This is a genomic window from Pseudomonas sp. TWR1-1-4 (genome assembly GCF_049897165.1).
Classification (GTDB): Bacteria; Pseudomonadota; Gammaproteobacteria; order Pseudomonadales; family Pseudomonadaceae; genus Aquipseudomonas; species Aquipseudomonas canadensis.
The window spans coordinates 392,769-405,372 of the sequence record NZ_JAFCVS010000003.1 but is presented as its reverse complement, the minus strand read 5'-3'; the positions used below and the strand labels follow the sequence as shown (position 1 = coordinate 405,372).

The 12,604-nt window shown below is 61.3% G+C and carries 14 protein-coding genes; all 14 read right to left on the bottom strand.

All coding sequences use genetic code 11. The features are described 5' to 3' along the window. Positions 1–63: 63 nt before the first annotated feature. The 14 genes from ACP7C6_RS10270 to plsX all read right to left on the bottom strand — a co-directional run bounded on the left by ACP7C6_RS10270 (position 64) and on the right by plsX (position 12,602). Positions 64–624, bottom strand: coding sequence for a DUF1285 domain-containing protein (locus ACP7C6_RS10270; RefSeq protein WP_028617570.1), 561 nt, complete (start codon positions 622–624; stop codon positions 64–66). A gap of 16 nt (positions 625–640) precedes the next feature. Then, the gene (locus tag ACP7C6_RS10265; RefSeq protein ID WP_016979738.1) at positions 641–1,246 is read right to left on the bottom strand and encodes a DUF4823 domain-containing protein; all 606 of its coding nucleotides are present in this window, start codon (positions 1,244–1,246) and stop codon (positions 641–643) included. 95 nt (positions 1,247–1,341) lie between these two features. After that, a complete protein-coding gene (locus ACP7C6_RS10260; protein WP_028617571.1) occupies positions 1,342–2,310 on the bottom strand; it encodes a GTP 3',8-cyclase MoaA in 969 nt (322 codons plus the stop codon). Between the two features lie 115 nt (positions 2,311–2,425). Continuing rightward, positions 2,426–3,079, bottom strand: a complete 654-nt coding sequence (locus ACP7C6_RS10255; RefSeq protein ID WP_028617572.1) for a TetR/AcrR family transcriptional regulator — start codon at positions 3,077–3,079, stop codon at positions 2,426–2,428. A gap of 445 nt (positions 3,080–3,524) precedes the next feature. Further along, entirely contained in the window at positions 3,525–4,310 is a 786-nt protein-coding gene (locus ACP7C6_RS10250; RefSeq protein ID WP_122687230.1) for a TatD family hydrolase, read from the bottom strand. Between the two features lie 63 nt (positions 4,311–4,373). Continuing rightward, positions 4,374–5,363, bottom strand: a complete 990-nt coding sequence (locus ACP7C6_RS10245) for a DNA polymerase III subunit delta' (protein WP_028617574.1) — start codon at positions 5,361–5,363, stop codon at positions 4,374–4,376. Then, positions 5,356–5,988 (bottom strand): dTMP kinase, encoded by a 633-nt coding sequence (gene tmk / locus ACP7C6_RS10240; protein WP_028617575.1) that lies wholly within the window; start codon positions 5,986–5,988, stop codon positions 5,356–5,358. The genes ACP7C6_RS10245 and tmk overlap by 8 nt, the downstream gene beginning before the upstream one ends. A gap of 19 nt (positions 5,989–6,007) precedes the next feature. Continuing rightward, entirely contained in the window at positions 6,008–7,141 is a 1,134-nt protein-coding gene (mltG, locus tag ACP7C6_RS10235) for an endolytic transglycosylase MltG (protein ID WP_236318271.1), read from the bottom strand. Between the two features lies 1 nt (position 7,142). Further along, positions 7,143–7,958 carry an aminodeoxychorismate lyase gene (gene pabC / locus ACP7C6_RS10230; RefSeq protein ID WP_122726450.1) on the bottom strand — a complete coding sequence of 272 codons (816 nt, stop codon included), beginning with the start codon at positions 7,956–7,958 and terminating at the stop codon, positions 7,143–7,145. Then, positions 7,958–9,202, bottom strand: coding sequence for a beta-ketoacyl-ACP synthase II (gene fabF / locus ACP7C6_RS10225; protein WP_068935423.1), 1,245 nt, complete (start codon positions 9,200–9,202; stop codon positions 7,958–7,960). The genes pabC and fabF overlap by 1 nt, the downstream gene beginning before the upstream one ends. 128 nt (positions 9,203–9,330) lie before the next feature. Then, positions 9,331–9,567: an acyl carrier protein gene (acpP, locus tag ACP7C6_RS10220; RefSeq protein WP_003175607.1), complete on the bottom strand. Its 237-nt coding sequence runs from the start codon at positions 9,565–9,567 to the stop codon at positions 9,331–9,333. Positions 9,568–9,758: 191 nt separating this feature from the next. Further along, positions 9,759–10,502, bottom strand: a complete 744-nt coding sequence (fabG, locus tag ACP7C6_RS10215) for a 3-oxoacyl-ACP reductase FabG (RefSeq protein ID WP_005790544.1) — start codon at positions 10,500–10,502, stop codon at positions 9,759–9,761. 24 nt (positions 10,503–10,526) lie between these two features. Beyond that, entirely contained in the window at positions 10,527–11,465 is a 939-nt protein-coding gene (gene fabD / locus ACP7C6_RS10210) for an ACP S-malonyltransferase (protein WP_122554736.1), read from the bottom strand. A 126-nt stretch (positions 11,466–11,591) separates the two neighbouring features. Further along, positions 11,592–12,602, bottom strand: coding sequence for a phosphate acyltransferase PlsX (gene plsX / locus ACP7C6_RS10205; RefSeq protein WP_073860031.1), 1,011 nt, complete (start codon positions 12,600–12,602; stop codon positions 11,592–11,594). Positions 12,603–12,604 lie beyond the last annotated feature (2 nt).

Genomic DNA, 12,604 nt, shown 5'->3' with positions numbered 1-12,604 from the left:
TTGATAACCGAAAGCGGCCGTTTGCAGCAAGCGAATTATTTCAGGGAGATGAAAAAACCGGCTTCAAGGCTCCAGGCCGATACGGAAAAACTCCCCGCCGCTCCAGACGCCCAGCCAGTTCTGACCGTTGATCGGACGGCTCACCGCCAACTCCACCAATTGGTAGAACGCGTTGCGGTGCACCAGGGCTTCGAGGTTGGTGCGCACCCGCAGATAGGGCGCAGGTTCCTGGGTGACCGGGTCGATCACCACCCGCAAGGGGTGTTCAAGGCCCGCTTCGACCTGATCGTCCACGTTGGTGGTAAAACGTAGAACCTGGCCTTCGCCCTGCCCTTCGACCTCCAGCGTTACCGCCACGAACGGCGCATCATCGACGCTGATGCCGACCTTTTCCACGGGAGTGACCAGGAAGTAGTCATCGCCATCGCGGCGGATGATGTTGGAGAACAGCTTGACCATTGGCTTGCGCCCGATCGGCGTACCCTGATAGAACCAGGTGCCGTCGCGGGCGATGCGCATGTCGATGTTGCCGCAGAAGTCCGGGTTCCACAGGTGTACCGGCGCCGGTCCCTTGCCCTTGGGCAGTTGGGCCAACAGATCGTTAGCCTTGGCGGAATCGGTCATGGGGCTCTCCTGGTGCTTATTGATCACTCATGCCCAGCAGGCTGCGGGCGTACTGGCGCAGTGGACGGGCAATCAGATCTTGTGGCTTGTTGTCGTGGAACGTCAGTAAACCACCACGACTGCGAATACGTGCAGTATCGATCAAATACTGGGTGCTGGTCTCGATCAACATGATCTGGATGACCCCGCTGTCCAACCCGACGCGGTCGAGGGCTTCCTGGTCGGCCCACTCATCGGCATTGCCGATACGGTCATCCGCCTTGGCAAAACGGCAGTACAGCAGGTAGTGAGCGCCGGCCGCACGGGCTTCGGACATTGCCTGCTCCAGACCTTCCGGTTGACGGGCGCGACGCACCATGGGGAAATATTCGATGAAACCGTTGAAGGCTTCCTCGGCCACCACGTTTGGACGCGGATAAGCGCTGCCCGGCGGCACAAAGGCACCTTGGGCGATAAACACGAAAGAGTCCGGCTGTATGCGAACCGAGGCGGTGCGACGGGTATCGCTGTGGTCCAGCAAACCGGCATCGCTCATCTGATAGCGGGTGCCTTCGGCCATATCGCTGACGGTCATGCAACCACTCAGCGTCAACGACGCCAGCAACAAAACCAGACTACGCATCCTAATCCTCCAGAAGCCGGTGACGGAAAACCGGCGAATGGGCGTGAGATGCAGGTTCTGGGCCAGGGGAGCAGCTACAAGCGTCAAGCTCGGCGTCAGCCGCCAATAATCTTCATGATGGTCGCGCCGCCGGAGAAGGCAACTTCCTGCTTGTCGCCCAAGGCCTTCATCAACAGGCCCTGCAGCGCTGGCAGCGCTTGATGGCGGGGTTTGTCCAGCAGGTCACCGACATAATGACGGTTGCTCGACGACAGGCAGCCATGCAACCAGCCGGTGGACGACAACCGCAACCGCGAACAGGTCCGGCAGAACGGCACGCTTTCGTTGGCAATCACACCAAAGAAGCCTTTACCGGGGATTTCGTAGCGTACGGCAGTGGCATCCACAGGCGCATTGGCTTGCAGGTATTCATGCTGCTCACCGATCAAACCCAGCAGCTGTTGCAGGCTGACAAACTGCTGCAGGAACGCGTTGGAGTCCTTTGCCAGATGGCCCATGCGCATCAGCTCGATAAAGCGCAGTTCATAACCACGCTCCAGGCAGTAATCGAGCAGCGGCATCACTTGGTCGAGGTTCTGGCCGCGCAACGGCACCATGTTGACCTTGATCTTGATTCCGGCAGCGCGGGCCTGGTCCATGCCGTCGAGCACGGTGGCCAAGTCGCCGCCACGCGCGATGCTGCGGAAGGCATCCGCATCCAGGGTATCGAGGGAGACGTTGATGCGCTTGATCCCGGCGTCCACCAGCAGCGGCAGTTTGCGCGCCAGCAGTTGGCCATTGGTGGTCAGGCTGATGTCACTGAGGCCCATCTGCCCGACGGCGCCCATGAAGGCTTCCAGCTTGGGGCTGACCAGCGGTTCGCCGCCGGTGATGCGCAGGCGGTCGATGCCCGCCGCTTCGATCAGGTATTCCACACCACGGGCCATGGCCTCGGCCGAGAGCTCGTCCTGGGCAGCCACCAGCCGCTTGCCATTCGGCACGCAGTAGGTACACGCGTAATTGCAGGCTGAGGTCAGGCTGATCCGCAAATTGCGAAAACGCCTGCCTTGACGATCAACGATCATGGATCACTCCGGCAGAGGATGATTCGGGCGCGCTAAAAGCTGACTGATAAATCAGCTTTTAGCAAGAGTCCTTGCCTGAGTATATTCCTGGGGTACTACGCGTGGCAGCAAATCATTACGTGGAAGGCGATTCCAGCGGTGGATGCTCGGTACTGTGCTTGCGCTTGTTGCCCATGCGCACGCCGATGTCCATCAGGAACTGGAAGAAACCTTCCTGGTCTTCCAGCACATTGCTCCAGAACGGCGAGTGGTACAGCGCCACGGCGCCGTGCACCAAGGCCCAGGCGGCGCAGTAGTGGAAGTACGGCGGCACATCTTCCAGCTTGCCTTCACTGATGCGGCCCTTGATCAGCAGGGTCAGGCGTTCGAAGTTGGAAGCACGGATCTTGTGCAGCTCCTCGACCATCTCCGGCACCTGATGGCCCTTGACCACCTTCTCTTCCAGGCGGTCGAACAGGCGGTAGCGCTGCGGGTCGCGCATACGGAACTCGAAGTAGGCGCGGGACAGGGCTTCCTTGTCCTTGTCGACGTCGGCCGAATGCAGCAACTCGTTCAAGTCGCGCTCGTAGTCGAGCATCAGGCGCAGGTAGATTTCCGCCTTGGACTTGAAGTGCTTGTAGATCGTGCCTTTGCCGATACCCACGGCATCCGCGATCATCTCGACGGTGACGCTGTCTTCACCCTGTTCGAGGAACAGCTTGAGGGCGGTGTCGAGAATTTCCTGCTCACGGCGGCGAAACTCACGGACCTTACGGGGTTCTTTGTGCATGAGGAAGAGGTCTGCAAAGGTCAAAATAGGGAGGGTTACGCACGGCCACGGATACGCGGCGATACGATTTACCCGGTGCGAGGGATTATCCCGACTGAACGGTCGCTGGGCAATGCCTATGTGAACCGCAAACGCACTTTACTTTCAGCGCGCCAACGTTTTCATGGATCTCAGTCAGAAATAATACGCAACAACCGCCGCCGTGCACCTGCCCAATGAGAACTCAAGCGAAGCGCTCGTATTCCAAATCTGTTTAAAAAACGACCAGTCGCGACTGGACTGAATCGGATACTGATCAATACTTGAACTGTCGGCGTGACATCTCCCCCAAGTGAAGCGCCGACCTGGGTACCAACGGACCGTGTGCCCTTGTTTTACTCCTAATGGTCTTAGCCCGGATTCACCCCCCAGAACCCGGGTTTTTTTTGCCTGCGATTTGGCCGCGTCAGCCGGCGACGTGAGCCAGCGGGAACAGGCGCTTGAAGTTCTCGGTGGTCTGCTCGGCAAAACGCTCGTAGGACTCGCCACGCAGCATTGCCAGGTAATCCGCCACATCACGCACGTATTCCGGCAGGTTCGGCTTGCCGCGATGAGGAATGGGCGCCAGGTACGGTGAGTCGGTTTCCACCAGCAAGCGGTCGGCCGGCACTTGGCGCGCAACGTCGCGCAGGGCGTCGGCGTTGCGGAAGGTGACGATGCCCGACAGGGAAATGTAGAACCCCAGGTCCAGGGCCGCCCTGGCCATGTCCCAGTCCTCGGTGAAGCAATGCAACACGCCGGCTTGGGGCAGCGCGGCTTCGCGCAGCAGGGTCAGGGTGTCGGCACGGGCGCCACGGGTGTGGACGATCACCGGTTTGCCGGTCTGCTGGGCGGCTTGCAGGTGCAGGCGAAACGAAGCCTGCTGCAACTCGGCGGCTTCGGGCTCGTAGTGGTAATCCAGGCCGGTTTCGCCGATGGCCACTACGCGCGGGTGATTGAGCTCATTCAGCAGCCAGTCGAGGGCAGGTGCTTCGCCAGGCTTCAGGTCCAGCGGGTGAATGCCCACCGAGCAATCCACATCGGCATAACGCTCGGCCAGGGCTTTGACGTCGGCCGCGTTTTCCGCGCTGACGCCGATGCACAGGAAGTGCCCTACTCCGCGCTGGCGCGCGGCTTCGAGGGCAGCATCAAGGGAACCGCCGTGCTGGGTCAGGTCAAGGCGATCGAGGTGGCAATGGGAATCTACGAGCATAGGGATCTACAACTTCAGTCACGAAAAGTGTCTGGCCGACGATACACCTGTCGGCCACAGAATTTAACGGCGGCCGAGCAAGCCAACCCACTGCACCAGCAGCGCCTCAAGCAACAGCACGCGGTTAAGGTTGGCCTTGCCGAGTACCTTCTGGCGCTGCGCGAGGATCCAGTCCTGGATCGTCAGCACCTTGTCCTGGGCACTTTTCTGCGCCAGGTATTGCACCACTTTGCGCATGTCCGGCAGGCCCAGGCCGTTTTCATCCTGGGTCAGTTGGTAGCGCAGGATCAGGCTCGACCAGTCGCAGAACCAGTCAAACAGCAGCAGCAGGGGAATGTCCTTCCAGGCGCTTTCGGCCAGTTGAGTGGCGGACACTTCCTGCTTGATGAGTTTCTTCACGCCTTCCACCACCAGCGCGCGTTGCTCACGCACGCCCTGGGCTTGCAGCTTGACCGCCGCCAATGGCGAACCGGCCGCCAGGGTCAGTAGTTCGACCCGCTCGTCCTGACCGCAGTCCGGCAACGCCTGCGCGAGCCATTCGAGGCTCATGGCCTCGCTCGGCAGCGGGCATGCCTGCTGCACACAGCGGCTGCGGATGGTCGGCAACAGACGGCTGGACTGGTGGCTCACCAGCAGCAACACGGTATCGCCGGACGGCTCCTCCAGGCTCTTGAGCAAGGCGTTGGCGGCGTTGATGTTCATCGCCTCCACCGGCTCGATCAACACGACCTTGCGCCCGCCCATCTGCGCGGTCTGCACCACGAAGCTGACGAGGTCACGCACCTGGTCGACCTTGATCGCCTTGTCGGCTTCCTCGGGCTCCAGCAGGTAGTTGTCCGGGTGACTGCCGGCCTTGAGCAACAGGCACGACTTGCACTCGCCGCAGGCTTCCAGGTTGACCGGGCGCTGGCACAGCAGGCTGGCCATGAGGCGCTCGGCCAGGTCACGCTTGCCGATCCCGACCGGCCCATGCAACAGGTAGGCGTGGGCGTGCTGCGCGCGGCCGGCCAGTTGTTGCCACAGGCTGTCCTGCCACGGATAGGCTTCAGCCACGGGCGCGCTCCAGCAGTGTCGGCAACAGCGCGTCGATGGCGTGCTGCACCTGGGCCAGCGGTTGGGCGGCGTCCAGCAGGTAGTAGCGTGCAGGTTCGGCCGCGGCACGCTTGAGGAACGCGGTGCGTACGGCGTCAAAGAAGGCCTGACCTTCCAGCTCGAAGCGATCCAGGCGACCCCGGGCGCTGGCGCGAGCCAGGCCCACTTCCACCGGCAGGTCGAAGACCAGGGTCAGGTCAGGGCGCAGGTTGCCTTGAACGAAGGTTTCCAGGGTGGCGATGCGTTCCAGGGACAGGCCCCGACCACCGCCCTGGTAGGCATAGGTGGAATCGGTGAACCGGTCGCAGATCACCACGGCACCGCGTGCCAGGGCCGGACGAATCACTTCGGCCAGGTGCTGGGCACGGGCGGCGAACACCAACAGCAGCTCGGTGTCCGGGTTCATCTGCTCTTCACCCGGCGCCAGCAGCACTTCGCGGATACGCTCGGCCAGTGGCGTGCCGCCGGGCTCGCGGGTCAACACCACCTCAATGCCTTCGCTGCGCAGACGCTCAGCCAGGTAATCACGGTTGGTGCTTTTGCCGGCGCCTTCGGGGCCTTCCAGGGTTATAAACAAGCCAGTCACAGGCAGTCCTTAGTCAGAATTATTGCGGGTTTTGCGGCGCTTCAACATCTGGCGCAGACTCGGCCGGCTTTTCAACGGGCACATCGGCCGGCGGCGTTGCATCTTCCGCTGGCTTCACGACTGGCGCCGGGCTGGAGCGATAATCGGCGCGGCGCTTGAGCTGGAACTCCCGCACGGCGGCATTATGCGCATCCAGATCATCAGAGAAAATATGGCTGCCATCACCTCGGGCAACGAAATACAGGCTGCTGCCCGGCACCGGGTTCAGCGCGGCATGAATCGCCTCGCGGCCGACCATGGCGATGGGCGTCGGCGGCAGGCCGGCGACCATATAGGTGTTGTAAGGGTTGGCTTCCTTGAGGTGGGCGCGGGTCAACTTGCCGTTGTAGCGCTCGCCCAGGCCGTAGATCACTGTTGGGTCGGTCTGCAACAGCATGCCGATCTTCAGGCGACGCACAAATACCCCGGCGATCTGCCCACGTTCTTCGGGTACGCCAGTCTCTTTTTCCACCAGGGAGGCCATGATCAGCGCTTGATAAGGGTCGGTGTACGGCGCATCGGGAGCGCGCTTGCTCCACTCCTGGGCGAGGACATCATCCAGGCGGTTGTAGGCTTTTTTCAGGAGTTCGACGTCGGTCATGCCACGCACAAAGCGATAGGTATCGGGGAAGAACCGCCCTTCGGGAAACACGCCGGGGTGGCCGAGCTTGTCCATGACTTCGCTGTCACTAAGGCCTGCGAGGGTCTGCACGATCTTTTCATGCTTGGCCAACGCCGAGCGCACCTGACGGAAGTTCCAGCCTTCCACTAGCGTCAGGCTGTATTGCACCACTTCGCCACGCTGCCACAGGCCTATCAGGCCTTGCGCCGTCATGCCAGGGGTCATGCGGTATTCGCCGCTGTGCAGAGGCTGGCCGTCAAGGTTGAAGCGCCAGTACAGGCGCAACCAGAAGGCGCCATCCAGCACACCCTCGGCTTCCAGGCGATTGAAGGTGCCGGTGGGGGTCGCCCCGGCCGGCACGTCGAGCAATTGCTCCTGAGTCACGTTCAAGGGCTGCTTCAGGGCCGCGTCGTATTTCCAGGCGCCATAGCCCAACAGCAAAGCCGCCGAGAACAGACCGATCAGCAGCAGTACAACCAGTTTTCGTATCAACTCAAATTTCCAATAGCGCGCGAACAATGCCTTGCAGTTTACGGGTGAGCGGCCCAACCGGCCAGCTCATCCCAGCACAACCGCGCACCGGCCAAATGCCATAAACGCTGTTGCACACGAAGACTTCGTCGGCCTGCTGCAACTGCTCAAGATCGATGTGGGCCACGGCCACCGGGAGGCCCAGTCGATCTGCCTGGGCCAGAATCTCGGCACGCATCACGCCGGCGACGCCGCAACGGGTCAGATCAGCGGTTAGTAACAAGCCGTTGCGCACGAGGAACAGGTTGCTGAACACGCCCTCGATGACACGCCCGGACACATCCAGCATCAAGCCTTCAGCGTGCTCGGCGTCTTGCCACTCGGCACGGGCGATTACCTGTTCGAGGCGATTGAGGTGCTTGAGACCGGCCAGCAACGGCTGCTCGGCCAAGCGGGTCGCACACGCAAACAGACGGATGCCGTCGACTGCATGGGCGTGAGGATAGGTAGCGGGCGGATTGCCCTGCAAAATACGGCGCACCGGCGCGCCAGGGTTGATGCCATAACCGCGCAGGCTGTCGCCACGGGTGAGGATCAACTTGAGGACACCGTCGCCGAGGGCGGCGGCATAGGCCAGCACTTCGCTGCGAATCAACCCATGATCCGCAACCAAGGCGAGGCGCCTGCAACCCTCAGCGAGGCGTTGCAGGTGACGGTCGAGCAGCACCGGCTGCCCGGCTCTGACGGCGATGGTCTCGAACAGCCCATCGCCATACGCCAGGCCACGATCTTTCAGGGGCACGCTGTCCGCTGGCTGACCGTCGACCCAGCTGTGCATCACTCGGCGAACCGGCGGAACACCAGGGAACCGTTGGTGCCGCCAAAACCGAACGAGTTGGAGATCACCACGTCGATCGGCATCGGTTGCGCTTCGTGGGGCACGAAGTTCAGGTCGCAGCCTTCGTCCGGCTCATCCAGGTTGATGGTCGGCGGAGCGACCTGGTCCTTGATGGCCATGACGCTGAAGATCGCTTCGACCGCGCCCGCCGCACCCAGCAAGTGGCCGGTCATGGACTTGGTGGAGCTGACCGCCAGCTTGTAGGCATGCTCGCCGAACACCGACTTGATGGCTTCGGCTTCCGCCAAGTCGCCAGTCGGAGTCGACGTGCCGTGGGCGTTGATGTACTGCACCTGGTCCGCATTGACCTTCGCGTCACGCAAGGCGTTGGTGATGCAACGCGCAGCACCGGCACCGTCGGACGGTGGCGAAGTCATGTGGTAAGCATCGCCGCTCATGCCGAAGCCGATCAGCTCGGCGTAGATGGTGGCGCCACGCGCCTTGGCGTGTTCCAACTCTTCCAGCACCAGGGCACCGGCACCGTCTGACAGGACGAAACCGTCACGGCCTTTGTCCCATGGACGGCTGGCGCGGGTCGGCTCGTCGTTGCGGGTCGACAGCGCACGGGACGCGCCGAAGCCGCCCATGCCGAGACCGCAGGCCGCCATCTCGGCGCCACCAGCGATCATCACGTCGGCTTCGTCATAAGCGATGTTGCGTGCAGCCATGCCGATGCAGTGCGTGCCGGTGGTGCACGCCGTGGCGATAGCGTAGTTAGGCCCCTGTGCGCCCAAGTGGATCGACAGGAAACCGGAAATCATGTTGATGATCGAGCCCGGAACGAAGAACGGTGAAATTCGACGGGGGCCGGAATCGTGCAACGTGCGGCTGGTTTCTTCGATATTGGTCAAACCGCCAATACCCGAACCCATGGCCACGCCGATGCGATCACGGTTGGCGTCGGTGACTTCCAGGCCAGCGTTACGCACTGCCTGAAAACCGGCTGCCAAGCCGTATTGAATGAACAGGTCGAGTTTGCGGGATTCTTTGACCGAGAGATATTCCTCGACATTGAAACCCTTTACCGAGCCGCCAAAACGGGTGGAATAGGCAGAAAGGTCCGTGTGTTCGATCAGACCAATACCACTGTGGCCAGCCAGAATGCCCTGCCAACTGCTCGGCACATCCGTGCCCAGTGGCGACAACATACCCATACCGGTGACTACGACGCGTCTACGCGACACAGCACTCTCCTTTTTCTAATGACGACACTTTTGCTTCAGCGCTTGTTTTTCATCAGGGCTAAAGAAAAAACCGCACGCCGTTACAGCAGTGCGGTTTTTCCCTGACAGCAAGCGACGACTACAAACTATTACGCCTGGTGGCTAGTAACGTAGTCGATAGCAGCTTGAACAGTAGTGATTTTTTCAGCTTCTTCGTCCGGGATTTCGGTCTCGAATTCCTCTTCCAGAGCCATCACCAGCTCAACGGTGTCAAGGGAATCGGCACCCAGGTCTTCTACGAAGGAAGCAGTGTTGACCACTTCTTCTTCTTTAACGCCCAGTTGCTCGGCGACGATTTTCTTGACGCGCTCTTCGATGGTGCTCATACCTTGTTTAACTCCTAATGGACAAATTCAGGCAGCTGGCCAGTGGGTAAGTGTATAGAAAGCCATTTCAGCTTTTCAACTGAAAGCTTCACCCTGTACCCGGTCGGCCACCTGCCTATAAATTAAGTTGCAGCTTTATAACGGATTTTAGACAGCTCGTATGACATTTTTTTGAAGCGATCCGTCACAATTTAACTCATGTACATCCCGCCGTTCACCGGGATTGTAGCCCCAGTCACGTATGCCGCACCGTCGGATGCCAGGAAAGTGACCACATTCGCGATCTCTTGAGCCTGGCCCAGACGGCCCAGCGGAATCTGCGTCAGCAAGGCTTCACGCTGTGCTTCCGGCAGTTCGCGGGTCATATCGGTGTCGATGAACCCTGGGGCCACCGAGTTGACCGTAATCGACCGCGAGCCGACTTCACGTGCCAAGGCACGGCTGAAACCTTCCAGACCGGCTTTGGCGGAGGCGTAGTTTACTTGGCCTGCGTTGCCCATGGCACCCACTACGGAGCCAATATTGATAATTCGGCCCCAACGCGCCTTGGTCATGCCGCGCAAAACGCCCTTGGACAGGCGAAACAGACTGTTCAAGTTGGTGTCGACCACGTCGTACCACTCGTCGTCTTTCATGCGCATCATCAGGTTATCGCGGGTGATACCGGCGTTGTTAACCAGAATCGCCGGCGCACCGAATTGTGCGGTGATCTCGGCCAATACGGCAGCCACGGACTCATCGCTGGTCACGTTCAGCTCAAGGCCAGTGCCTTGCACGCCATTTTCCTTCAGGGTCGCGGCGATACGCTCGGCGCCCGAAGCGGACGTGGCGGTGCCGATCACAACGGCGCCCTGACGGCCCAGTTCCAGGGCGATCGCCTGGCCAATGCCACGGCTTGCGCCGGTAACCAGTGCAACTTTACCTTGCAGACTCATGCAGGCTTCTCCTTAGTTCGGGGATTAGGCCAGTGCCGCGCGAGCGGCAGCGAAGGCATCCGGGGTATTGAGGTTGGCAGTCGACACGCCGTCGGCGCAGCGCTTGTTCAGGCCGGCCAAGACTTTGCCCGGACCGCACTCGACCAGCTCGGTGGCGCCGTTGGCCGCCAGGGTCTGGACCGATTCAACCCAGCGTACGGGCTTGTAGAGTTGCTCCAGCAGGTCGCGCTTGAGGGTGTCGAGGTCTGCAGCCACGGCTGCGCTGACGTTCTGCACCAACGGGATCTGCGGCGCCTGCCAGTTGATGGCGGCGATGGACTCGGCAAAGCGCTCGGCCGCCGGGCGCATCAGCTCGCAGTGCGACGGCACGCTCACCGGCAGCGGCAACGCACGCTTGGCGCCACGGGCCTTGCAGCCTTCGATGGCACGCTCAACGGCCGCCTTGGCACCGGCGATCACCACCTGGCCAGGCGAGTTGAAGTTCACGGCGCTGACCACTTCGCCCTGGGCCGCTTCAGCACAAACTTCGATCACCACGGCGTCGTCCAGACCCAGGATCGCGGCCATGCCGCCCTGCCCGGCCGGAACGGCTTCTTGCATCAGTTGGCCACGGCGCTCGACCAGTTTGACCGCCTCAGCAAGGGTCAGGCTGCCCGCAGCCACCAGGGCGCTGTATTCGCCCAGGCTGTGACCGGCAACGAATGCCGGACGCGCGCCGCCTTCCGCCAGCCACAAGCGCCACAGGGCGATCGAAGCGGTCAGGATGGCCGGCTGGGTTTTATCGGTTTGATTGAGTTGCTCTTCCGGCCCTTGCTGGGTCAGTGCCCACAGGTCGTAACCGAGGGCGTCGGAAGCCTCTTTAAAGGTGTCCAGGATCAGCGGGTACTGCGCGCCCAGCTCGGCCAACATGCCGAGGGACTGTGAACCCTGCCCTGGAAAGACGAATGCGAGGGATGTAGACATGTAACAAGCCCCTAATGATCTGGTCGTCAAAAATGCGCACTCCTACGGTGGGAGCGCACGAAACTGACAGATTGGATGGACAATTGAACTGGCCGGTCACATTTAAGCACTCTCGGGCCGATTCGCCTAAGGCAACAGGTCCTCAAGACGGCCGTGCAAGCGTTGCGGCAAGTTTTCCTGGATCTCGATCAGGGCCCGCGCAATCGCGCTTTGAAAGCCTTCCACACCCGCCGATCCATGGCTTTTCACCACAATGCCCTGCAAGCCTAGGAAACTCGCGCCATTATGCCGCGCCGGGGCCAGGTCGGCCTGCAGGCGGCGCATCAACGGCAGCGCCAGGGCACCGACGAGACGGGACGCCAGGTTCCGCCTGAACAAAGCCTCGATACGCGTGGCAATCATGGTAGCCAGGCCTTCGCTGGACTTGAGCAAGATATTGCCGACGAACCCGTCGCACACCACTACATCCGCCTCACCGCGATACAAGCCGTCCCCCTCGACAAAGCCGATGTAGTTCAAGCCACGCGCGCCTTGCAGCAAAGTGGCGGCCAGCTTGACCTGCTGGTTACCCTTGATGTCTTCAGTACCGATATTCAGCAACGCCACCCGCGGGCGGGCCACGCCCAGCGCCTCGGCGGCCACCGAGCCCATCACCGCAAACTGGAACAGGTGCTCGGCACTGCAATCGACGTTCGCCCCCAGGTCCAGCAGTTGGCAATAGCCTTTCTGCGTTGGAATTGCCGCCACCATCGCCGGCCGGTCAATGCCGGGCAAGGTCTTGAGTACAAACCGAGACAACGCCATCAACGCCCCGGTATTGCCGGCGCTGACACAGGCTTGCACCTTGCCATCACGCAGCAGCTCCAGCGCCACCCGCATCGAAGAGTCGGGCTTGCCACGCAGGGCAGAGGCCGGCTTTTCATCCATGGTGATGGTTTCGCTGGCCGGAGTAATCGTCAGGCGCGCGCGATCCACCGCCGGATGGCTGGCAATCAGTTCTTCAAGTAGGGAGGGTTGACCGACTAGGGTCAGGTGCAGCGAAGGTGTTGCAGTCAGGCTGGCAATGCAGGCCTGAACAATGCTGCGGGGACCGAAGTCCCCGCCCATTGCGTCTATCGCGATGACTAGAGCAGACAAGT